This is a genomic window from Longimicrobiaceae bacterium (assembly GCA_035936415.1).
Lineage (GTDB): Bacteria > Gemmatimonadota > Gemmatimonadetes > Longimicrobiales > Longimicrobiaceae > JAFAYN01.
The window spans coordinates 1-23,862 of sequence record DASYWD010000302.1; the positions used below are offsets into that span (position 1 = coordinate 1).

The 23,862-nt window shown below is 67.3% G+C and carries 16 protein-coding genes; 8 read left to right on the plus strand and 8 right to left on the minus strand.

What is annotated here, in order from left to right; genetic code table 11:
• Positions 1–334: 334 nt before the first annotated feature.
• Positions 335–760, plus strand: a complete 426-nt coding sequence (locus VGR37_12440) for a peptidylprolyl isomerase (GenBank protein ID HEV2148204.1) — start codon at positions 335–337, stop codon at positions 758–760.
• A gap of 86 nt (positions 761–846) precedes the next feature.
• Here VGR37_12440 and VGR37_12445 read toward each other — a convergent pair whose 3' ends face one another.
• Both VGR37_12445 and VGR37_12450 read right to left on the minus strand, forming a co-directional pair.
• The gene (locus VGR37_12445; GenBank protein HEV2148205.1) at positions 847–2,325 is read right to left on the minus strand and encodes a YdiU family protein; all 1,479 of its coding nucleotides are present in this window, start codon (positions 2,323–2,325) and stop codon (positions 847–849) included.
• Positions 2,326–2,598: 273 nt separating this feature from the next.
• On the minus strand, positions 2,599–4,218 hold the full coding sequence (locus tag VGR37_12450) for a M20/M25/M40 family metallo-hydrolase (protein ID HEV2148206.1): 1,620 nt from the start codon (positions 4,216–4,218) through the stop codon (positions 2,599–2,601).
• An 843-nt stretch (positions 4,219–5,061) separates the two neighbouring features.
• On the opposite strand from VGR37_12450, the gene VGR37_12455 reads away from it, so the two are divergent.
• The 7 genes from VGR37_12455 (at position 5,062) to VGR37_12485 (ending at position 18,000) form a co-directional block, all read left to right on the plus strand.
• Positions 5,062–6,450, plus strand: a complete 1,389-nt coding sequence (locus VGR37_12455) for a hypothetical protein (GenBank protein HEV2148207.1) — start codon at positions 5,062–5,064, stop codon at positions 6,448–6,450.
• Positions 6,451–7,081: 631 nt separating this feature from the next.
• On the plus strand, positions 7,082–9,829 hold the full coding sequence (locus VGR37_12460; GenBank protein ID HEV2148208.1) for a CHAT domain-containing protein: 2,748 nt from the start codon (positions 7,082–7,084) through the stop codon (positions 9,827–9,829).
• 24 nt (positions 9,830–9,853) lie between these two features.
• Entirely contained in the window at positions 9,854–10,762 is a 909-nt protein-coding gene (locus tag VGR37_12465; protein ID HEV2148209.1) for a hypothetical protein, read from the plus strand.
• A gap of 762 nt (positions 10,763–11,524) precedes the next feature.
• Positions 11,525–12,688 (plus strand): hypothetical protein, encoded by a 1,164-nt coding sequence (locus VGR37_12470; GenBank protein ID HEV2148210.1) that lies wholly within the window; start codon positions 11,525–11,527, stop codon positions 12,686–12,688.
• 84 nt (positions 12,689–12,772) lie between these two features.
• On the plus strand, positions 12,773–14,248 hold the full coding sequence (locus tag VGR37_12475) for an MBL fold metallo-hydrolase (protein HEV2148211.1): 1,476 nt from the start codon (positions 12,773–12,775) through the stop codon (positions 14,246–14,248).
• Between the two features lie 268 nt (positions 14,249–14,516).
• Positions 14,517–15,890, plus strand: coding sequence for a hypothetical protein (locus tag VGR37_12480; GenBank protein ID HEV2148212.1), 1,374 nt, complete (start codon positions 14,517–14,519; stop codon positions 15,888–15,890).
• A gap of 172 nt (positions 15,891–16,062) precedes the next feature.
• A complete protein-coding gene (locus tag VGR37_12485; GenBank protein ID HEV2148213.1) occupies positions 16,063–18,000 on the plus strand; it encodes a hypothetical protein in 1,938 nt (645 codons plus the stop codon).
• Positions 18,001–18,346: 346 nt separating this feature from the next.
• Here the strand turns inward: VGR37_12485 and VGR37_12490 are convergent, their stop codons facing one another.
• The 6 genes from VGR37_12490 to VGR37_12515 all read right to left on the minus strand — a co-directional run bounded on the left by VGR37_12490 (position 18,347) and on the right by VGR37_12515 (position 23,826).
• Positions 18,347–19,648 (minus strand): DUF234 domain-containing protein, encoded by a 1,302-nt coding sequence (locus VGR37_12490; protein HEV2148214.1) that lies wholly within the window; start codon positions 19,646–19,648, stop codon positions 18,347–18,349.
• Between the two features lie 366 nt (positions 19,649–20,014).
• On the minus strand, positions 20,015–20,908 hold the full coding sequence (locus tag VGR37_12495; GenBank protein HEV2148215.1) for a hypothetical protein: 894 nt from the start codon (positions 20,906–20,908) through the stop codon (positions 20,015–20,017).
• A 27-nt stretch (positions 20,909–20,935) separates the two neighbouring features.
• Positions 20,936–21,622 (minus strand): hypothetical protein, encoded by a 687-nt coding sequence (locus VGR37_12500; protein HEV2148216.1) that lies wholly within the window; start codon positions 21,620–21,622, stop codon positions 20,936–20,938.
• 62 nt (positions 21,623–21,684) lie between these two features.
• Complete coding sequence (locus tag VGR37_12505) at positions 21,685–22,206, minus strand: hypothetical protein (protein HEV2148217.1); 522 nt, start codon at positions 22,204–22,206, stop codon at positions 21,685–21,687.
• A gap of 455 nt (positions 22,207–22,661) precedes the next feature.
• On the minus strand, positions 22,662–23,150 hold the full coding sequence (locus VGR37_12510) for a JAB domain-containing protein (protein HEV2148218.1): 489 nt from the start codon (positions 23,148–23,150) through the stop codon (positions 22,662–22,664).
• Positions 23,151–23,364: 214 nt separating this feature from the next.
• Positions 23,365–23,826 carry a hypothetical protein gene (locus VGR37_12515; GenBank protein ID HEV2148219.1) on the minus strand — a complete coding sequence of 154 codons (462 nt, stop codon included), beginning with the start codon at positions 23,824–23,826 and terminating at the stop codon, positions 23,365–23,367.
• Positions 23,827–23,862 lie beyond the last annotated feature (36 nt).

A 23,862-nucleotide genomic window follows, 5' to 3' on the forward strand; every position in this document is an offset into this window, starting at 1 on the left:
GGCGGGTTCCGGTATGCCTGCACCGCGGCGGCGGAAAGGGCGGGGCCGGTGTCCTGGCCGGGGGCCGCCCCGGGAGCGGCAGCGAGCGCGAGCGTCAGCAGGGCGGCGGTCCGGATGCCCCGGCCGAACCGGGACGGGCGAGCTGTATTCATCGTGGATCTCCGTTCGTGTAAGAATCAGGTGCCTCGATCGAACGGGAGGAAGCTACGCCGACGCGGTCAACCGGGAATTAACGGGCGGTAAAACGGGGCGCGTGGGCCGGCATCTTGCGTCCCGTCGCCCGCTTTCGGCGTGGTCCGCGCGCCGGGATCGGAACCCCAGACGGGAGGTGAGAATGGCCCAGGCGAAGAGCGGCGACACGGTGCGCGTCCACTACACCGGCAGGCTGGACGATGGGACGGTGTTCGACTCCTCCCAGGGGCGCGAGCCGCTTGAGTTCACGCTGGGCGCGCAGCAGGTGATCCCCGGCTTCGAGCAGGCGGTGGACGGGTTGAGCCCGGGCGAGGAGCGCACGGTGGAGATCCCCGCGGACCGGGCGTACGGCCCGCGCCGCGACGAGATGATGCTCACCGTGGGGCGCGACCAGTTCCCGCCCGAGGTGCAGCCCGAGGTGGGGCAGCAGCTGCAGATGAGCCAGGGCGAACAGGTGGCGGTCGTCACCGTGGCCGAGGTCAGCGACACCGACGTGACGCTGGACGCCAACCACCCGCTTGCCGGCAAGGACCTCACCTTCGACGTGCGGCTGGTCGACATCGTCTGAGACAAAGGAATCGGCGGCCAGATCGGCCGCCGATTTTCCGCTGACCGCTGCGGCCTCTGTGGCTCCGGCCACGCTCCCCGATCGGGCTAGGTTCCGCAGAAGGTCCGGAACACCCGTTCGTCCTCTTCGGGCGGGTCCGCGTATCGGGCGAAGGGCGCCTGCTCCTCGTAGGGATTCGACAGCACCGCCACCAGCTCGTGGAACGGGGCGAAGTCGTCCTCGTCGACGGCCGCCCGGATGACTGCTTCCACACGGTGGTTGCGCGGTACGTAGGCCGGATTCACCGCCAGCATGGCGGCGCGGCGCGCGGCTGCGTCTGTGGGCTCCTGGTCGAGCCGCCTCCGCCACCGGGAGGCCCATTCGTCGAAGGCGGAAGGGTCTGCGAACAGGCTCCGCACGCCCGCGTCGTCCGCGTCGCCGGACGCCGCCCTGCTCAGCCGACGGAACGTGAGCGTGAAGTCGGCACCGTTCGCACCCATCGCCTCCAGCAGGTCCCGCCCGAGCTCGGCATCGCCCTCGCGTTCACCGAGCAGGCCCAGCTTCCGTCCGAGCCCTGCCTGGTACGCCCGTTCGTATACCGATCTGAATGCGTCGAGGGCTTCTTCCGCCTCGGCGATTGCGGCGCCTGTATCGTCCGAGAGGAGAGGCAGCAGGCACTCGGCGAAACGGGCGAGGTTCCACTCGCCGATCGCCGGCTGCCTGAAGTACGCATACCGCCCCTGCCGGTCGATCGCGCTGAAGACCGCCCCGGGGTCGTAGGCATCCATGAAGGCGCAGGGCCCGTAGTCGATCGTTTCGCCGGCAATGGACATGTTGTCCGTGTTCATCACCCCGTGGATGAACCCGACCAGCATCCACTCTGCGATCAGCCCGGCCTGCGCTCGGACGACGGCGTCGAGCAGCGCGCGGTACGGTCGCTCGGTGCGGGCCGCGTCCGGGTAGTGTCGCGCAATCACGTGGTCCGCGAGCAGCCGCAGGCCTTCCACGTCCCCGCGGCTCGCGAAGAACTGGAAGGTGCCCACCCGGACGTGGCTGGAGGCGACGCGCGTCAGGACTGCACCCGGAAGGATCGTCTCACGAACCACGACCTCCCCGGAGGTCACCGCGGCAAGCGCGCGGGTCGTGGGGATTCCCAGCGCGGCCATCGCCTCGCTGACCACGTACTCGCGCAGGACCGGGCCCAGGGGGGCTCTTCCATCCCCGCCGCGCGAGAAGGGCGTCCGACCCGAGCCCTTGAGCTGGACGTCGCGCCGTACTCCGGCACGGTCGACGATCTCGCCGAGGAGGACCGCGCGGCCGTCCCCGAGCTGCGGGACGAACACGCCGAACTGGTGCCCTGCATACGCCGTCGCGATCGGCTCGGCCGTTTCGACGACGCGGTTGCCCGCCAGCACCTCCACACCCTCCTCGCTGGCGAGCCAGTCCGGACCGAGGCCGAGCTGGGCCGCCAGGGGACCATTGACCCGAACAAGCCGTGGGCCCCTGACCGGAGTGGGGGCGACTCGCGCGAAGAACCGCTCGGGGAGCCTCGCGTAGGTGTTGTCGAAGGGGAAGTGAGCTGGCATCTGGCGCTCCGGTCCCTCTCTCGTGCAGTCCGCGCAGAAGCACACGCCGTCGGTGCAGGGATCCCGCTTCCCTCGCACAACCCGCGCCCTCACCTGGAGCGCGAGCGCGTGTCCGGCGCCGTCCCGGCGTTTGCCGCTGCCACGAGGCTCACCCCCTGACGCCGTGCGGCCCTGCTCCCACGTGGACGAGTGGGGGTGTACGGCGGCAATGGACGGAACGAGGACAGGGCGGGCCGCACCCCGTGCGGCCCGCCCTGTCCTCCTCCATCACGATCACTTCGCCGCCGTCAGGGCGTACAGCAGATCGACGTAGAACTTCTCCACCTCGGCCAGCGAGGCGATTCTCGAGCCGGGCTTGGGAGCGACGACCATGTACTCGTTGGGCGCGTGCGCCCCCGAACCGTGGCCGATCCCCCCGGGGATCATGGGGAGGCCGAGCCGCTCCGTGAACACGTAGTACGGCGCGCTCCCCGCGAGGCGAGGAGTCACGCTCGGGGTGAAGCCGTGCTTCTTGTACGCGCCGATGGCGGCCTGGACCAGCGGCGCCTCCACGGAGGTCTGCGCAGGCGGGTAGCCGCTCAGCTTGCGGACCTCGACGTCCCTGAACCCCTGGGCGTCGAGGTGGCGCCGGATGAGGGCGAGCGCGCTGTCGGGTGTCTGGTTGGGAACCAGCCGCGAGTCCAGCTTGGCGGTGGCCCTGTGCGGCAGGATGGTCTTGACCCCCGGGCCGGTGTAGCCGCTCCAGATGCCGTCGATGTTGAGCGTGGTGTTGAACAGATGGTTCATGAGCGACTTCTCCCCGCTCATCCCATCGATCCAGCGCTGCACGCCCAGGCCCTGGCGCATCCTGGGCTCCCGCTCGGTCCAGGCCGGGAGCATGCCGTTGACCAGGCGCTGTTCCTCTTCCGAGGGGGGACGGATGGGGTCGTAGTAGCCCGGCACCAGGATGGTGTTGCCATCCGGGGTGGTCAGGCTGGAGAGGGCCTGCACCAGCCGCCACGCCGGCGCGTCGGCGATCGCCTTCAGCGAGCTGTGGATCTCCGCCTCCGCCGGCCCACCCTGCGCGCCCCCGCTGACCTCCATCTCGAAGTAGACGATCCCCTTCACCCCGAGCGTCATCCCCACGTCACCGGCCGGATCCTGCCCGTTGAAGGGGAAGAGCACGCCGTCCGCACGCTCGAGCCGCTCCGCGAACCGGTCGATCAGCTCAGGGTAGTGGGGGGAGCCCAGCTCCTCCTCGCCCTCTGCGAGCACCATCAGGTTGACCGGCAGGCGCCCCTTGGTCTTGAGGATCGCCTCCACCGCGTTCAGGAAGGCACGCTGGGGTCCCTTCTGATTCGTGGCCCCGCGCGCCATGAGGACGCGCCCGAGCGGGTGCTCCACGATCTCTCCGGCAAAGGGGTCCACCCTCCACCCCTCCGGCTCCACCGGCTGGACGTCGTACATCATGTAGACGGCCAGGGTCTTCTCCGCGCCGGCATCGAGGTAGCCCCACACACCCGGATGGCCGGACGTCGGGACCACCTCTGCCTCCTGGAAGCCGACCCTCTTCAGGTCGTCGCGGAGCATGGCCGCCATTTCTTGCACGCCCTGGTTCTGTGCGCTGATGGACGGCTGCCGGACCCAGCGGCGCAGGTTCTCCAGGTGCGCTGTCTGGTGGGCATCGATGTAGGCGTAGACCTCGGGATGGCTGCCGCCATACAGGGGAATCGACGCCGGGTCGAAGCTCTCGGTCGTGGTGATCTCGAAGTCGGGCCGCCGGGTCTCAGCGGTCCGGGGCGCGGGCTGCGGGGCCGGAGCGCTGGCCTGGCTACCGCCGCGAGGGGAGGTGCAGCCGGTGAGTGCCAGCACGGCGAGAAGCACGGGCACGGACGTGCGGACGTAGGGACTCATGTGCGCGTGGTGTGTGGAGGAGGAGCCAGGACTGCGGCGGCGTTTGTTCACTGGAGCAGAGTAGCCCACCCCGGAAATGTCCGCAAGCAAGGCCTGAACCGTCCCGGGACCGCCGAGGAGGCCTCCGGTCGGGGTGGTCCCGGCGTTCCGTGACCGAGCGTTCGGCAGGCCTCCCCGCATGGCCCTGCATCTGGCTCCGGAGGGGCGAAGAGGGGGTGAAGAGGAATGGGCGGCCACGCGGGCGGCCCATCTTCGAAACAGAGTTTATCGGGAACTGCAAGAGGCGCCTCTGTACCGGTAGTGCTCCGGTGGATCACCGCGGCAACACTCCTCAGTAACTTCACATCCTGCAACCAGTTGAGTGCACGACTCCGTTCAAAGGTGTGAAGAGGGTGTGAAAAATTCTGCCGGGAGGCTGCGTGTCTGACCGACGGAGCCGGGGCGCTGAAGGGGAGGTTTCCCGTGTCAGGGCTGGTCATCCCACGATCCGCGAGATCCGCCTCTCGACGTTTCAGGCAGCGCGTGTCGCCCCGCTATAGCACCAGGCCGACCGTTTAGATCGAGCCACTGAGATCTGCTCGGGAACGGCCGTCGAAGTGGATAGCGGGGAGGAAAATGCCGACTTGTGTCCATCTTTATCCACTGGGAGCGGCGAGCGAGCCGGGTAGTCGCCTGAACCCAAGCCTCGCTCGCGGTTCGGATGACTGTCTGGTGAAGCGGAGAGGGGAGCGTTAATACCAGGCGCGGTGCGCGCATCATCTACTAGCAGATGAGCGCAACAGTCGGGAAGATGGCTGCTGCAGGGCTGCGCCTCTGTCCCTCACGCAACGTAGCGAGGGTCTCATGAACGATCAACCACTCCGGGGAAACTGGGCTGGTGAGGCCGGCGAGATTCCCCCGTCCTTCTTCGTGAAAGGGAACGTGGCGGTGCCCATCGATGCGGTGGGGCTACACCTGGAGTTCAGCCTCGACATCGCGCGCAGGCGCGCCCACGGGCGGGGCAGACTCCGGTTTACCCTGCCGCAGCCGGGTCGGCCCCTTCTCGACCTGGTGCCGGATCCGACCCAGCTGGTCCTGGAGGGGCAGTCGCTCTCGCCGGAACGGCTCCGTCTGGTAGCGCCGCCTGACGAGACGGCGCCGTTACGGATGCTGGATGAGCCGCTCGCTGCCGGGGTGGAGCACGAGCTAGACATCCGATATCCACTCCCGAAGGATGTGGTCGGGTTCGGAGACGGAGGGGTCCGGCTGGGGCTCTTCATGACCGACCTGGACCCCCGGGGTTACCTGGAGCGATATGCTCCCGCCAACCTGGAGTTCGATCAGCTCCCGATGACGATGGAGGTCCGCGTCTCCGGAAGCAGCCGCGCGCATCGGCTCTTCACCAACGGCCAAGTCACCTCGTGCGAGGACGCCGCTTGGCAGGTCACCTTTCCCGACTACTTCACCTGCTCGTCGTGCTATCTGCACCTGACGGACGCCCCGTTGGCGGTCCGGGAGGGGACCTTCGCGGGGGTGAAAAGCGAGGTGCCAGTGACTATCTACGGCGAGGACACGGACGAGGTGGAGCGGACGCTGATGGACGCGAGCGGCATCCTGCGGGAGCTGGAGTGTACCTACGGGCCCTACGCTCACGAGGCGCTGCTGGTCTACTGTACCGGCGAGATCGGCGGCGGCATGGAGTACGCCGGGGCCACTATGACCCAGCGAAGCGTCCTGGGGAACGAGATCACCCACTCCTGGTTCGCGCGGGGTGTGATGCCGGCCAACGGCAACGCCGGCTGGATCGACGAGGCGATCGCGAGCTGGCGCGACCAGGGTTACCCCCGGGCGGAGGCCGCGCCCCTGCGCCCGCCCGTGCAACTGGCCGGGTTCTCCCCTTACCGCCGCCACACGCACGAGGACTCGTACTGCCTTGGCTCGCTGCTGCTCAGTGAGCTGGATCTGCTCTTCGCCCCCGGTGGCCTCCTGCCTGTCCTGGCGAAGCTCTTCTGCGAGAGGAAACGCCGGCTGATCACCACGGCCTCGTTCCAAGCGTACCTGGAGCAGGAGACCGGAGTGCCGCTCGGAGCAGTCTTCGACCGATACGTATACGGCAAGGCCGACGCAGACGACACCCATCCACCGGGGTGGGCCATGCGACCGGGCGAGTTGTTCCGGGCAGCAGGGCTGCAAGTGCCGCCGTCCCCGCCTCCACGGTCGTTCACCGCCGCCGAGCTCCGCTCCCTCCTCTGAGGGCAGCCTCCCGCCCGGAGATCTGCCACGAACCGGGAGCATTACGACAGCATTGTCTTTCCGGCGGCGGACACGCACCTTGACGTGAACGTCCGTCGCATGGCATCGCCTTGCTCGCCACCCCGGAGCAGATTCGACCCCGGCGCGTTATAGGGCATCGCTCCTCCACTCGCGCTCGCGCGTGCGTACATCCGCAAAACCGCCGCTCGCGGCGCGGACCCATCCTTCCCCACGGGTGGCGCGCCGAGTCGGCCTCATCCTAGTTCTCTGCGTTTTCGTGGGCACCCGTTCCAGTCCGGATCTGGAGCGGAGTGGCTCCGCTCCCGTTGGGCTGGTGGGCGAACTGGAACGGCTCGGGCTGCAGCAGACGATCGGGCCGCGGCTCTCGATCTCGTCCGCAGAACGGTCGTGTGCGCCGCCCCGCCCGGAAGCCACCTCCCCCCGCACCGACTGTGCGGCCGTCTCCGCTGTCGGGCCACGGCCGGACCGTCTCGGCGACATCGCCAGCCGCGCGGAGAGGGCCATCCGCGAGAGAGCCGACCCCGATGCCATACACGCGGCGGCGCTCATTGATCTGCTGTACGAGCCGGGGGTGGGAAAACCGCTCCACCGGTCCATCTCATCCTTGCAGATGGCCGCGTGGCGGGCGGACCGTCCGGGCGCTGTGCTCGCCGACTTGGCTGCGGCCTATCTGGTCCGTGCGGAACGCGCGCGCACCCCACGCGACCTGCTTGCTGCGATTGAGGCCGCCGAGGAGGCGCTGGAGCGCGAGCCGCGGAACCCGGCGGCCCTGTTCAACCGCGCGCTGGCGCTGCAGCGGTTCGGCTTGGTGGAAGAGGCCGAGTTCGGGTGGCGCAGCTACCTGGCGGTCGATTCCATGTCGGGGTGGGCAGGCGAGGCGAAGCGGAACCTGAGGGAATTGCTCACCGTCGACCCGCCGCCGCCCCCCCCCGGGCCCGATGCTCCGGAGTCCGACTACGCGGCGTACTCTGCCGCCGATCCGCAGGGCGCGCGCGTGCTGGGGTGGTGCCGTGTGCTGGACCGCTGGGCCGGGGCAACCCTAGCCGGGAATACAGCGCGTGCGGAGGAGCACCTGCGCCGAGCGGAGACTCTGGGGAGGGCGTTGGAGCGGCGCCCTGACGGAGACGCGTCGCTCGCTGACGGAGTGCGCGCCATCCGCGCACAGGCGGGCCGGCACGGGGCGCAGCAGCTGGCGCATGCGCACCAGGAGTTCGCCGCCGGCTGTGAGCTTGAGGAGCGGGTGGAATTCCCCGCCGCGGCGGCGCGGTACAGAGCCGCAATCGCCGCCGCCGCCGACTCCCCCATCCTGCAGAAGTGGGCGCGACTTCTGTACGGGAGCACGCTCTTCCGCAGCGGCGGTGCACGCCGGGGGGAGACCATCCTCCGGGAGGTTGCCGAGGCGACCGATCCGGTGCGCCACCCGGCGCTAGCCGGCCAGGCCAGGCTCCTGCTCGCGAGCGTGCTGCTGCGCGAGGACCGCTACGAATCCGGGCTGGCGGAGGCGTGGCGAGCCGCAGGTTTGTTCGAGCGGAGCGGCGAGCGTGAGAGCGAGGCGGCGACGCTGTACGCACATTCCGTCGCGCGGTTCAGGTTGCGCGAGATGGACGAGGGGTACGCCTTGGCGCATCGCGCTCTCGAGCGGCTGCGGCCGTACCGGAGCTCGTACCGAATGCACAATCTGCTCTCTTCCATTGCTGGGATCGCTGTCACCGACGGGTTTCCGAGGACGGCGATCCGGCTGCAGGACGAGGGAGTGCGGGTGGCGACGCGCAACGGCAATCCCGCCTACGTGGCGGAGGCCCGCCTGCTTCGCGCCCGGCTACTAGCGGCCGCGGGAGCCCTGCCGCGCGCGGCTGAGGATGTGGCTGTGGGGCAGGAGGCCATCTCCAGGCTCGCTGATCGTAGAGCCAGGGAATGGATGGTTGCCCGACAGCAGATGGCCGAAGCGGTCACCTCCCTCCGCGCCGACCCCGCACGGGCCGCCGCGGCCCTGGATTCGGCGGCGGCGTACTTCCAGCGGATGCACGCCCCGCTGGTCGCCCTCCCCGCCGTGGTGGATGGAGCCCAGGCCTGGCTCGCGGCGGGAGACACAGAGCGCGGGACAGCCCGCCTGGAGGCGGCCCTTGCAATCCTGGAGCAGCGACGCGACTCCATCCGCATGGAGCCCCGACGCGCGGCGGTGTTCGAAGCGGCGCGCGCGGTGGTGGACCGGGTGGCGATGCTGAAGCTGGCCGCCGGCGATACGGCCGAGGCGCTGAATTACCTGGACCGGGGGCGAGCCTCGCTCGCCCCGGTTGGCCGGCCGGACCGGGCGGACTCGGCCCGACCCGTGGCGGGGCCTCCGGGTGAGGTAGGGCTGGAGTACGCGCTGGTCGGAGACACGCTCCTGGTCTGGACCGTGGCCGGGCGCCGGGTGGAGGTGTTCCGCATAGTCGTCGACACGGTGCGCCTCGCCCGCACCGTCGAGCGCCTGCGGCAGCAGCTGGAGGGGGCGGCCGGAGAAGCGGAACTCCGGCCCGGGCTCACGAGGCTCTACGATTGGCTGCTGCGCCCGGTGGAGGACCACCTGGGCCGAGAGGGAGTCCCGCTGGTGATCGTTGCGGACGGCGATCTCGCCTCGGTTCCGTTCGCAGCGCTCTACAATGCGCGCCAAGGGCGCTACCTCGTGGAGGACCGCCCGCTCCGCTTCGCGGCGAGCCTGCGCGAGGCATGGCGCCGGCCGGACCGGACGGGCGCCGCAAAGCCAGCACTGTTCGTTTCCGATCCAGCGTTCGACCCGGAAGAGCACCCGGGCTTTGAGCGGCTGAAGGGGGCGGCGGACGAGGTCAGGGAGGTCGCTGCGGGATATCCGCGCCAACGATTGCTGTCCGGAGCGGGCGCGAGCAGGGAGGCTTTCCGCGAGGCACTCGCCGGAGCGGGCCTGGTGCACTACGCGGGACACGCGGTGTTCGACGACGAGCGGCCGGAGCGCTCTTACCTGCTCCTCGCGCCGACGCCGGGATGGACCGCCCCACCGACGCTCGCCGCTGCCGAGATCGCCCAGATGGACTTGCGCCACCTGTCACTGGTGGTGCTGGCGGCGTGCCAGACGGTGCGCACGGGGCCAGGCCGGGCCGCGGGGTTCTCCGGGCTAGCGGGCGCCTTCTTGGCGGCGGGGGCGGGCGGCGCCGTAGGGAGTCTGTGGGACGTGGACGACCGGCTCACCCGGGCGCTGATGGTCGAGTTCCACCGCGCCTACCGCAGTTCGGGCAACGGACCCATGGCCCTCCGTGCGGCGCAGCGCCACGTGCTGCGGTCCGGCGACGAGGCGCTCCGCTCGCCAGCCGCCTGGGCGGGATTCCAGTACGTGGGAAACTGAACCCATTCAACCACAGAGGAAGACATGGCTACGCTGGAGATCTCCCTCAACTGCCTGTGCCTCTTCGTGCCCGACCCCGACCCGCAGAAGCACGTCGTGCACGTCCTGCTGCCCGCTTCGAGCGCCGGTCACCACCCCCACGTCGCCAGGGTGCTGCACCCGAAGAACGAAGAGAAGTTCAAGGACGTTGGCCTGCCGCTGGAGGGGTGGGTGCTGAAGCTGGGGGATGTGAACGGCGCATCGGCGGACACCGACCTCCGCCCGAAGGAACCGCCCAAGAACGGCGATCAGATCTTCGACATCACCGACCTCGCGGGCAAGCTCAAGACGAGCGTCATCACCGACCCGGCCGCGGTGGTCTCGCGGGTCGAGCTCCGCGCGGGGGGAGTCAAGGAGCTTAAGGCGGACGCGGTCTGGGAAATCAACGGGGTGCCCGTGGCGATGGCGCATCGGGTCACCTGGGAGATCCCGGATTTCACCGCCGACAAGCTGGACTGGGCCCCCCAGGGAGGCAACGGCGGCAATCCCCCCTTCACCCACGCCGACCTCATGGCCGACGACGGCGGCGTGTTCACGGTCAACGTATTCCACGTGACTGAGGATGCCCTCCCGCCGAACGACAACGGGACCCTCAACCCGACCGCGGTGCGGCACCACTTCCTCGAGTTCTATCGTCTCTACGGCATTGGCGATCCGGGAGAAACGAAGCTGCCGAAGAACCCTCGCAAGATCAAGTCGTCGCGGGGCCGGGTAGGACGCGTAGCGGCGGCCGCCCGCGAAGGCGCCGACCCCGAAGCGATTGAGGCGCTGGCGAATTTCGCTGAGCAGATCGAGGCCGCCTTCCACGAGCGGGGCGGTGTGGCCGGCGTGCTGGAGGCCTTCCGCGCGATCGAGAACTACAACTGCCCGACCATCAAGGGGAGGTTCGGATAGGGCGGATTGCGCCTGAGGGAACCGTTCAGGGGAGAAGGAGCAGGGACTAGGATGGACGGGAACCGCTCGAGCGTGGTAGTCGATCGCACAGACGCCATTCTGGCGCGCCGTCTTGGTGAGTGTGAGGATGCGCTCGCCAAAGCTCAGTCCCGCTCCGCTCTGGCTGCCGAGGCAGCCTTTCCTCCAGATCATTGCGCGCCGCAGCGCCTGTTCGGCCTTGTTATTGGTCGGCTCGACCTCCTAACGCGCGTTAAGGTGCAGAGCGCAGTGGCCTGCGGGGCAGCCACTTTTCTCAGCGAGGCGCACCTGCGCAGCCTCGCCTGGCATGGGATCGGATGGAGCGGCGAGTGCCAGCCGCCTCGGCCGCTTCGGACGCGTTCGCAACTCCAAATTCCTCCTCGGCTTTGTTTCCACAACGCGAGCCAGAACCCTGGATCTCAAGAGCATGCTCTGAAGTGGACATGTGGCCCGCCAGAGAAAACCTTCGGGCGTGTCCGTCCAAATTCACAGTGCCCCGGGTGGAGCTCGTCCAGATCGGGCGGTCTTTCGATCCTGCTCCGCGGGAGCCGACCGCGACCCGCACTCGCGTGCGGGGAGTCCGCGATTGACGGAAAGGGCCTACAGCTTCGTCCACCTTGACCGCCGGAGGCCATCATGCGGATGCTGTGCACACTGTGCCTAATTGTACTGTTCGTCCCGGCGTGTATGCCCCTGCGCCTGAGCCCGGAGGTGACTCGGCGCTACAGGCAGAGGTCGCACGTCGTGGATACCACTATTCACTATGCTGAGCTCACCGCGTTCTCGCTGCCGGTTCCGAATTCTGACCCCAACAACATTCTGGCCCTGGCACCGGAGGCGCAGGCGGAGTTCGTCAGGGGGGTAGCCGCGCACGCTAGTACGGGACGAGCGATCGCGGCGGGAATCGCCGCACCCATTAAGTCCGACTCCCCTCCTCCCGGCGCGCGGAACCTCGCCCGCATCTCTCGTCGTGTGGTCTTCTCCATCGAGAATCGGTCTCCGAGTCCAGCCGACCGACTCCACTCCGTACGCATCCGGATGGAGCTGCCAGACAGCAACATGTCCTACGTTAGCTGGGACAAGATCGCGACCAAGCACAACACGGTAGACGTGGGGACACTGTCATTTACGCAGGGGACAGAAGTCGGGGCGGAACTCGGCCTAACGCTCCCGGTGCTGAGCGCGGCGCCTAAGGTATCCGGTTCCGCCACCAGCGGCATGAACGAGAGCGTCACCCTGCGGCACCGCTTCGTGGATCTGAATGGTGCACTGACGGAGCGGCAGGCCATTCTGCTGCAGCAGAGCACCGCTGGGATCGATCTGACAGGAAACGTGATCGCTGATTTCGTGGTGGACGTTGAGGAGAGACAATCCGAGTGGTTCTACGCCTTCTCGGGGGATTCGAGGACGTGCGAGCAAGCGGTAATCCGGGGAGAGTTCAACGACATCGCTAGGAGCACGCGTCCGCGCAACGCAAGAGTAACTCTCGAATATGTTCTCCGGCGCGTAGACGGAGGGGATGCCACCATCACGGAATCCGACGATGTAGTGAGTTTTGTCTCTGCCAAACACGACACTACCGTTGAACTGATCCCAGAGTCCGCATTGATCGTCAATTCGTGGTACGTTCGAACCAACTCCACACCGAGCGGTGTTCTGCATCTACGCTCAACCGTAGGTGGATTGGGCCTGGAGAGGTTCCAGCCAGTGCAGTTCGCTTCATACGAGGACGCAGAGCGCATGGTGCAGTGGCTGCGTCGCTGCAAGGGCAGCATTCCCGGCTTCAACATCTCCATCCCAGGGCGAGATCTCGACGCAAATAGCCTCTACATCGACCGCGTAATAGCGAACACAGACCCCATCGTCGGCCCGAAGACGCGCTCACCGGAACAGCGCCTGGGCCAATGAGGAACGCGTCGGGCCGCTGTTCTGCGGAGTCGCGGATCCGGGTGTTCTGATCCGATCTTACCTGAGCCCGATTGGAGGCGCGCCGTGACTGAAAAGCGTCGCTTGGCGGTGGACTTGGCGAACGTGTTCGACCGCGAAGGGGAGGACGCGCAGCAGATCGCCACCCTCGCCTGGGGCGACATCGTACAGTTCGAGGAGTCCACGGAAAGGGGAGTGCTAGTAACGTTCGACGGGAAATCCGCCTTCATCAAGGGGAAAGCGGCGAAGCTGTTCGAGAAAGACGGTGAGGCCGACCGCGTCCTGCGCGTCGACTTCGTGGACGTCCAGCAGGGCGACGGCGCAGTAGTCGAGACGCCGGAAGGACGCACGATGCTGATCGACGGTGGCGAGTTGCAGCTCTTCGCGCGCTACCTAGCTGCACGCTTTCGCGGCACCACCGCTGAGCATCCGAAGGAGATCGACTGCATCGTAGTCACCCACGGCGACGCCGACCACTTCGCGGGGCTCACCGAAATTCACGCCGCCGAACGGAACGAGCGGGCGCCGCTGTTCATCCACCCGAAGCGGGTGTACCACAATGGCCTCGTAAAACGACCCGGTAAGCTCGACGGGAAGGAGCTCCAGGATGAGGAGATGCTGGGCGCCACTGAGCGGCTCGAGGACGGGACGCTGGTGATCACCGGTCTAGTCAACGATCCACGCGAGGTCCCCGCGAAGGAGCGGAACAAATTCTTCAAGCCGTGGTGCCGGGCTCTGGACGGCTGGGAGACGCGCGGCGGGATGGAACTCCGGCGGCTGGACTTCGGGAGCAACGGCAGGGAGCTCTTCTCGTTCTTGGACGAGGGGGTCCAGGACGGCCCCCGCTCCGAGGTGGAGATCCTGGGCCCGATTCCGGTGGACGTAGATGGGGAGCCTGCTCTCAAGTTCCTCGGCGCGCCTACCCGCAGGGTCGGCCGCAACCCGGGCGAGCCGAAGTTCAAAGGATACTCGGCCGGACACACCATCAATGGCCACTCGGTGATCTTGCGGTTGAGGTACGGCAACGTCCGCTTGCTATTCGCTGGTGATCTGAACGAGGAAGCGGAGGAGATGCTCACCACTGAGCACCCCGACTCGCTCCGGGCGGAGGTGCTGAAGGTGCCGCACCATGGGTCGGCGGACTACTCTGCGGACTTCCTCCGTGCGGTCGCGCCGGTCGTTTCCGTGGTATCGTCGGGCGACGAGAGCGAGCGTGTGGAGCACATCCACCCCCGCGCCACACTGGTCGCCGCTCTGGGGCGGCACTCGCGCGAGGAGGTCGATGAACCAGTTGTGCTCATCACCGAGCTGGCCGCCTTCTTCAAGTACGAGGGCAAGGCCACCCTACCCGCCAAGACCGGCCGGCGAGCCAAGGAGATCCCCGCGGCGTTCTCGCGCACGGCGTTCGGGATCGTGAAGGTGCGCACCAATGGGGAGCGGCTCCTGGTATACACCTACTCGGGCGCATCTGACATGAAGGAAGCGTATGCCTTCAACGTCGACGCGGAGGGGAACGTTACCGCTACAGCGATCCGGAAGTAATGGGCGAGCGATCCCCCCATATGGGAGCGGTGAGGAGGCGCGAAACGAGATCGGCGGCGGAACCGTCGCATCCGAATGATGCCACTCCCGGCACGTCGCCGAAGGCCAGGGCGCAAAGAACGATAATGTGTCGCGGCTCTCGCCGGATCGGTCGTCAGTGAAACGATGAGCATCCCTGGAAGAGAAACAGGCTGCATCGGACCATCAAATTGTGAGCCGTGCGCGCCGCCACCCCGCGGCGCCAATCTCATCTTCTCTGGATCCTGACATGCTCAAACTCTCCATCCTGTCCGTTGCAATCGCGGTACTCATCGGCAGTCCATCGGCTGTGGGCGCTCAGTCGGCCCCGCCCGCCGCCTCGAATCCGAACGCGCCGCCAGCTGGGAAAGACAGCAGCTACGTGCACATGCTGAACATTCCCCTTCCCCTGATCAAAGGAGCCGCGACCACGCAGATCCAGAGATGTAGAGCCAACACCCCGGACCCGATTGTGGCCGACACGTCCGCAAAGACCCGGGGCGATACCCTGATCGTGCGGGTGATGGATGGCGATACCGCCGTCTCACCCCCCGAAGACGCCCAACTCCTGGTCCAAGTACTGGACAGGACGCAGGCATTCACGCATGGGATGAAGAGCGTACGGTTCACAGGGAAGCCCCGGGAGTTCGCTGGCCAGGTAGTGGTCGTAACCGCACTCGCCTCCGGACGGGTCATCTGCACAGGACTGCTAGCCCGGCCCGCCCGGGGTCGCGAGCCCGGTACTCCGCCGGGTGCTGCGGGGAGGCCAAGAGAGTTCGAGATCCCCCGAGACGACGAGGCTGTAGTATCTATTGGAGCCAGCTTCGACTTCCTCGACGGAGTTCGGGCCGCGGACCTCTACTCTGACCTTCGCGTTTTCAGCCCATCGCTTTGGAGGCCCAAGTTCCTAGGAGCAACATTGCCGATGGGGGTGCATGGGGGCATTTACCAGGGCCGCATCAGTTCCTCCGCGACTTCGACGCCGGACAGCCTCGATCGATTCGTGTTCGAGTCGCCGGTGGAGCCCCGCAACGTAGAGGGAGGTCTGCTTATCCGGCGGAGAGGCTTCGAGCGCCATGCTTCAATGCGGCAGAACAACCTCGGCCTATACGTGGGACTCAACGCCGAGATCGCTCCGACCCTGTACTGGATCGTAGGTCAGGTGGAGGTCCGCAAGGAAGACGTCCGCCTGGCGATTCGGGACTCGGTAATCAGCGATACGACTGTCAGGGTTCCTCTAGACCGGCCACTTCGGATGACCGTAGTTCCGGTGTCCCGCGTATTCGGCGAGACTGTCTACGTCCCGTCCTTCACGACGGGGCTGAGGCTGGATATGCATCGTCCGGGCTTCGATGTAATCATTCAGCCTTTGATCGGTGCCACGTTGCGGGACTGCTCGTTCGACCTCCATCCTGCCCCCCGCTCCGGAAGACGACGTAACTGTACGACCAAGTTCCGGATGGTCCACTGGGAGATCACCTACGAGGTGGAAGCGGCAAAGAGCGGGATCAAGCTGGGTGGTGAGGTCCGGGGTTTCGCGGTCAGAGAACCCGCGATCCTCGTCTATCTAGCGAAGGAGTTTGCTGTCGAAAAGCTGGCCGAACTTATTACCGCGAAGCGGTGACGGAGGCGCACACCTGCGGATGATTCGGGACCAGAGCCGCGTCGGCACGCGAACTCCTGCATGCCTCCGGCTGTCCGGGCACCTAAGCGTTGAAGTGGCATTGACGAGAACCGCGGGGTTAGCTGCGCTGCTCTTGGTGGTCACGGCGCCTTTGCTCGCGCAGCACGCGCCGGTGATCGGTCGCATCACCCCGGAGGTGCTACGGCCGGGAGGACAGCTGGTGGTGGAGGGACAGAGGCTGACCGCTCGTGGTCAGCGCCCCTCCAGCGTCACGGTCGATGGTATCCCCGTTCCGCTGATGTCTGCCACCACGGGTCGGCTGGAGGGTCGGCTTCCGGAACGAGGGTTCCGCTGTGCTCCGCAGACCGCCGTCTGGGTCGCAATTCAGGTTGGGGACAGCCTGGACTATACGGAGCACCCCCTGGAAGTAGCCTCGCAGGTGCAACTGGAGACCGGCGAGGGCCGGCGCCTGAACGGGGCGTCCGATCATTGCCTCGAGCTGGTCGGCGCGAGTAGCTACCTGGTGCCTGTGGTGAACGCTTTCCCGCATCCGGACTCGCTCCTGGCTGTGCTGTTCCGGACGACAGGTAGTGCGGCGACGGAGCGGAGTCCGGTCACTGATACAACCATACTCGCTGTCGAGCCCGCTGCCGCGGGCACCCCGCCGGTGCAATTCGAATCCCTGCGCTCGGAAGCGCTGGCGCATGCCCTCACCCTGGAGCGCAACCAGGAGGTGATCGCGATCCAGAGCAGCGAGGCTCGCGCCCCGCTCGGCCGGTCCCGCTCCCCCGCGGATCCAGTATCCGGGCGCCGCCGGGACCTGAGGCGGAACGATGTCCTTCCCCTGCGGTTCGCACTCGATACGAACTGCCGCGACTTCGACTCGATTCAATCGCGAGCCGTCTACGTGAGCCGAAAGGTGGCGGTCCTCGAGGATGTCGCCGCACCACTTGGCGGGCAGGTGGACTCGCTCTTGGAGGCGCTGGGCCGCGAGTACGATAATGTCATCCACCCGATGCTGCTCGATTACTTCGGTGATCCGACCGCCTTCGACGGATACCTCGACGGGGATGGGCGGTTGCTGGTCCTCATCACACCACGTGTGAGCGGTAGGCTCGGCCTCATCAACGCGTGCGACTTCTACGACCAGACGCAGGATCCCGCGAGCAATCAGGGAGAGATCGTCTACATCCGGAGCCTGGCACCCGAGGATGTGATCGAAAGATGGTGGCGGGAAACACGGACCACCGTAACGCACGAGGCCGCCCACGTGGCCGCATACGCGGGGCGCTTCCGGAACCGCCTCGACCATCCTTTCGACATGCTGGAAGACTCCTGGCTCATGGAGGCACTGGCCATGCAGGCGGAGGAAATCTTTGCCCGCCGCTTCTCAGGGGCCCGGTGGAAGGGGAATGCCAACTTCGATGAATCGCTGGCGTGTTACTTCTGGCCGGAGAAGCCGGACTGTCAAGCCCGGCCGCAGGGTGTGGGAAGCCACTTCGATTTCATCTGGGATTTCTACCTCCAGCCCGAGACGAGGTCTCCCCTGCGCGACCTGGACCAGAGCGCAGAGGACATCGCCCCGGAGAATTGCATGGCGGACGAACCGTACCGTCGCTCTGGGGCCCCATTCACCGCCGACCTGTCATTCTTCGGCAGTGGCTGGTCCCTGCTGCGATGGGCCGCAGACCACTTCGGGGGGGACGAGAAGGCATTCTTCAGGAAGCTCACGCAAGAGCACTGCCTCAGCAGCACGCGGAACCTCGAGATCCAGACGGGCCGGAGGTTCGCTGACCTGGTGGTGGACTGGTTGGTGGCCACCGCTCTCGATGACCGACCTGGCTTCACGCCACGCGACCCGCTCCACACGATCCCCAGCTGGAATACCTACGAGATCCTCAGTAGGCTTACCCCCGAGGGCATGTTCCCACTGCGAGTCACCCGGGTGGATGCCCGCCCGTTCGAGGAGCCGTTCGTGGTGCGGGGGGCGAGTGCCCGCTTCTTTGAGATCGAGGTGCCCTCGGGGATGCGGCGCATCGTCGAGATCCGTGCGGGGAGCGGCCCGCTCGCGGGGGGCTTCCTTCACGTGCCCGTGGTGCGGACACAGTAACGGCGCGGGATGGATGAGTACCCTCTCCCCTGCGCCAACGCAGTGCGGGTCGGCCCCGGGTGGAAGCAGAGATGTACCGCCCGCGGGCGCTGAGTGCGTGACCATTACAGTACGGGTGGAAACGGCGGATGAATATGATCGTTTGACATGACCACCCCCCCTGTTTCTCAATGTCGGTTGTGATCCGATTAGAGCCAGCTACGCCGAATGCACATCCCCCGCCTTACCATGTACTTACGAGTTCGAAAGCGCCAGCTTCGTGAAGAGGGTGTGAAGCTGCGCTGCTGCGAGTTTCGGGCGTAGCGATCTCATATCGGCGCGGCGGGAAGCTCACGTGCGCGGAGGCTCAGACAGCGTACAGATCTTCGAGCCTCCAGCACACCACGCGGTGGCCGCGCGCCTCCGCGGCGGCCTGGAAACCTGGGGCGAAGCCGCCCGCCGCCGTGTACAGCAGGAGCGAGTCCGGCTCGAGCGCCTGGTGGGCCCAGCGCCGCCCCGCATCCGCTGCTCGCCGCAGCATGTCCAGATGGTCCCAGTGGACCTTCGCCCCGATGGGCTCGCGGTCCCACTTCACCGCTCCGGTCAGCGCGCCGCCACCTACCAGCGAGGCGACCAGGTCGATCTCCAACGGCCGCCGCGCTCGATCCACCCCCTCCCACCGCCCCCATTCCTGCACCATGGGGAGGCCCAGCGCGGCACGCCGCCGGTCGTACGCCTGGGTGGCGATGCGCTCGAACTCCAGGCCCATGTAGGCATCTACGTGCGGGGCGACGTGGGACTCCCAGACCTGCTCCGCGGGGTAGCGCTCCAGCACGGAGGTGTTCGGCTCCACGAAGCGCTGGTGAAAGCGGAACGCCGGATCCGCGATCCCGTACCGGACCGCCTCGTTGGGCCTGGCGTCCACGTTCTGCCGTGTCTCCAGGTAGCCCAACTCGATCAGACGCGCCAGCTTGTCGCGAAGCGCCGCGTCGTTGGGGAGACCCGCGCGCTGGGCGATCTCGTTCCGCTCCGTGCAGCCGCCCGCCACCGCCCGCAGGATGGCGCGGTACTTGGACGCGTCCCGGAGCCCCTCCTCCTGGTCCAGCGCGGTCTCCACCAGGAGGCGGACCTCCCCGCTCTGCGAGAGGAGGAGGCGCGTCGCGTTCTCGGCGAAGCTGCGGTTCGCATCCACGACCGAGAGGTACCGCGGCGTCCCCCCGAACACACCGTAGGCGAGGGCGCGCTCGCGGAGGTCGGCGAAGGGCGCCATCTCGCCCGCGTACCAGTAGTCGAACGGCTGCAGGCGGTGCTGCCAGGCGAAACGGCCGTACAGCGGCCCCCCTCCGCCCGCCAGGGCCTCCATCGTCCCCACCGCCGATCCGGAGAGGACCAGCAGGAAGGGCCGGGGAGGCCGCCTGCGCTCCCAGGCCGCGTTGAGCTCCGACGCGACCGCCGCCACGCCCGCCTCGTTGTCGGCGAGGTACTGGAACTCGTCGAGGACGACCACCAGCGGCTCCGGAGCCCGGAGGTCCAGGAGGAGGTTGAAGACCGCGCGCCAGGTCGGGTAGTCGTCGGGCCGGAGATCCTCCCCGCTCCAGCGAGCCAGGTCCGTGATGAGCTGGTGCCGGTTGATCTCGGGCGTGGTCCGTGCGGCCGTGAAGAGGAACATCGGCTCCGGGTCCCACGCATGGGTCAGGAGATACGTCTTCCCAATCCGGCGCCTCCCGGTGAGGAGGGCGAGCTTCGGCTCTCCGGAAGCAAGAACCTGGCGCAGCTCAGCGCGCTCTCGCTCTCGATCGACTAACACCGGGTACGATATCGATTCGGCAGGCATGCCTGCAACTATATCTGCATGCAATCGTACATGCAAGCATGTGTGGCGGTAGGCACCAGCAGATGATGGGCCCCGTGGGTGCTTCACCCGCGCCATGTGGACGAGTGATTCCGTACCTCGTCGGGGAGCGCTTCTACGAGAGCATTCGGCGTTCCAGCAGGACTGGATCGCCGGCTGATCTAAAGGCAGGAGCGAAATGGCTCATTCCGGTGCGAGCTTCGAGAGCAGCATCCCCACCCGCTTGATCTGGGCCTCCATACGCGCCATCTGCTCCTGGCTCGCGGTGTGTTGCTCCTTCATCTGTGCCAGGCGGGCCATCAGCTCTGCGTTCTCCATCCGCAGCTTCGCGTTCTCCTCTTTCACGCCCGCGGTCGCCTGCCGGTACTCCGCTTCGATCTCGACCGGCCGCATCCCCTCGACGGCTGCGTAGAGCAGCCGCGGATCATGCATGACGTACCGTACCTCCTTCGCGCTCCCGTTTTTGCACGACCAGCCGATGATGAAGTTCACGTGCGCCGCACGGTGCTGGTTGTTCTCCATCTCCGTCGCCCGCAGACCGCGAAACCCGTGGAACACGGAGTTGAACAGCACCGGCACCTCCTTCTCGAATCCCTCTGCCCGTGCAAGCTCTTCCGTGGCGTGCAGGAGCTCGATGAACTGCACGACGGTTGTAGGCTGGCGCGGGTCCTCTGCGCTCGGGAAGAGAGGACCCTCGGGGTCGAGATCGGGGTGCCGCACGAGATAGAGATCGATTTCCTGGCGGATCAGCGTAGAGTTGGGAACGAGCCGCTGATACCCCTTCTTGTCCCGGTCACGGTCGAAGAACGTCCCACCTCGCAGGAACTCGCGGGCAAAGCTCTCCGACTGGATCCCGTCCCGGGCCTGGTGACCACGCTTCTCGATCAGCCGGATGGTTTCCAGCATCTCGGCAGGGGTGAGGCGGAGGTCTTTCCGCTGCAGCCCTGCAATCGACCCGAGGCGGCGGCCAAGCCACCGGGCCAGGACCAGTAGGAGCCGGAGCTGCCCCGTGGGATCGATCCGGTCGACGAAGCGCATCAGCACCTCGTACCGCTCTGCGGTGGGCTTCGTGCGCAAGGCCTTCTCCGCCTCGGGAAGGAGCAGCTAGTCGAAAGGATTGACCTTGAAAGGCATCTCCTGTGTCTCCGCGTCGACCTCCGACTGGAGCCTCCGACAGAGTGCGGCGAGCACCTGAAGGTCGTTGGCCGCCGTGACCAGCTTGCACGGCTGGAGCCGGGGTCTCCTCGAGAACTCCGACGGTAGCACGAGGCCGGTCTCCACACGGACTTCGATGTACCGGGTGATGTCCCGCCCGGAGAGACTGGTGTACGGGCGATCCAGGTTCCAGACCCGCTCCGTGCAGTGGAGGATCATGAGGATCTCGCGCCACCGCTTCTCGTTGTAGCTGTCCCGGAAGTGCGCCCGGATGTAGTCGTAGGCGTCGCGAATGGTGGCGGTGGACTGCTTGAGACCCTCGGGGGCCTCTTGCGGTGTGCCGGAGCGGAGGGACTCCGCCACCTTCTCTCGCAGGTACGTGTCCGCGAACAGGAACGCATCACCCACCGCCCGCGCACCCGTGCGAGCCCGGTCGGTGCCATGCGGCCTGCCATCGGGCGGCGTGTAGCGGTAGGCGATCGTGCCCCTGTCTTCATGGTACAGGGCGATCCGGTGGCCATACAGCGTGCATTCACCGATCACCCGTCGCGGGCTGTCCTTGGTCGAGGGCTCGAAGGCGCAGATCAGATCCTTCTCGCGCGCGATGCGGGCGAAGAGTTCCTTGGTGTCGGACATCGGTCAGACTTCGACGGGGCCTGTGGGGGAGGTTTGGGGAGCGGGAGTGCCGTCCAGGGAGCTCAGGCGGCGCCTCCCTGGCGTTGACGGCTGGCTTGCTCCTTTGCACGGGACTTGATGGCCGCGTCGCGCCCGCGGCGACCGGGCTTCGACCAGACCGCATTGGTGGAGGTGGGGGCCAGGGGGGGGTCGGCAGCCCCAGGAGCCGGCATCTGGCCAGGGGCGGCGATGCCGGCTGGCGAGCTCACCGGTTGAACCACGATCTCCCCCTTGGGCTCGGGGGGGGTGCGCTGTCCGGGCCTCAGGGGCAGCTCACCGGCCCGGTACAGGGGCGAGCGCCGCCGGCCGTAGTTCGTCAGCCGCCCCTCCGACACGAGTCGCCGGAGCTGCCGCTTCGAGTAGCCGCTGATCTCGCTAGCCTCACCGGGACCGACCAGACGATCGCGACCGCCGGTCAGGGCACGCTCAACCTCGTCGATCGCGTACCGAATACCGGCCGCAACGAACTCGGGATGAAGGGGATTCACCATCTTGTCTGCCTGTTCTCGCAAGGCAGTCAGGGTGGCAAGCACGTGGTCCACCATGGTAGTTCCCTGAAGCGCTCGGGTTAGACCTGTCCAGGGAGCAGGAGGTGATCGCCTCCTGCTGCGTCGGTCACGAGCCTCCTCTTCGCATACCCCGGGAACCCATCACTCAGCAGGGCAGGAGTCGCTGCGCCGATGGCGGGCATCCCCGGCTCGCTCACAAGCAGCGTGGTGCGCTTCTCCCGGAGGTCCCTCTCGACCCAGCGGCAGACCGCCTGTAACGTCGAACTCATCTAGACTCCATCGGCTCAGGGGTGGGTTGTACCTGCAAGGCCACGCTCGAACGTGTCCCTACAACCGCATACCCCGCACGGCCGGGGTGCAGAACGCATTCGTCCAGCCGGTGGTGATCAAGCACCCTGGGTGAGCTCCGCCTGAGCAGGCGCGTCGCTCATCCCTGGCCTCCGGGCTGCCCAACCTCGTGAGGTTCACCCGCCCGGAGTCGCGACACCCGCCTACTTCTTCGTCTTGCGCCGACGCCGCGGCTTCGGCTCCGGGAGGTCGTAGTCGAGCAGGCCCATCTCCATGAAGGAGGCGTAGGAGGCCTCCCCCACGACGATGTGGTCCATCAGCGGGATGTCGAGCAGCTCGCCCGCCTTCTGGAGCTCCCGGGTGATCCGGACGTCCTCCTCGCTCGGGGCCGACTCGCCCGAGGGGTGGTTGTGCGCGAGGACAAGGCTGGAGGCGTTGCTGAGGATGGCCGCCTTGAAGACCTCCCGCGGGTGGACCACGCTGTGGTCCAGTGTGCCGATCGAGACGGTGTGCAGCCCGAGGAACCGGTTCTGCGTGTCGAGGAAGATGGCGATCAGGTGCTCGCGGTCGGAGTCGCCGACGAAGGCGCGAAAGAGGTCCGCCGCCTGTCGGGGGGTCGAGCAGATCTTGGTGCTGAACGGGACGGATCCGTCGCGGACGAGCTGGACCTTGTACTTGGGGACGCGGTGCACGGGTAGGCTGCTGTTCTGGATCCCCGCGCTCGCCTCTGTGGGCTGAGCGGGAGAGACCGGGAGGGGAAAGAAACAGGCCCGCCGGACGGGATTCGTCAGGCGGGCGTGTGGGGGAGGAAGGGGGGCGCCACTACGTCTCGTAGCGTCCTTATCTTCTTCGCGTGCGGGTACGGTGCTGCGGGAGGGGCGCTGCCCCGCAGCCTCGCCGTGCGGCTCAGGCCACCTGCCGCAGGTGGCCGGCCGGGGAGTTCGCGGCCGCCACTCGGGCGAGGACGAGGGCTCGGTCGGTGGCCCGCTCCACCACCTCTGCCAGGAGCAGGTCGTAGACGCCGTAGATGGCGAGGGTGAGCGATACGTTCTCCCGGAGCACCCAGTAGCGTGGCAGTTCGCCGCGGCCGGGAGCGATGCTCGGGTAGTGGTCCGCGACCGCGTCCCAGAGCGCGTCGGGCGAACCGGTGAAGAGCCGGGCACGGAGGACGCCGGGACGCTCCGACGGGTGCACGGCCAGGAGCTCTCCGCTGCGGGTGAGGAGGAGCGAGCCGGCACCGGGCAGGTTCGCCAGGCGCGTGGCTCGCCCGTCCTCGCAGAGCTCGGGCTCGGTGCTCCAGAGGCCGAAGCACGCCTCCAGCACAGGGCGGCTCGCTTCGACGGGTGCGCCGTCATGGAGGCGGTACAAGACAGGGCGGTACTCGGCTACGGAAGGGCGAAGGTC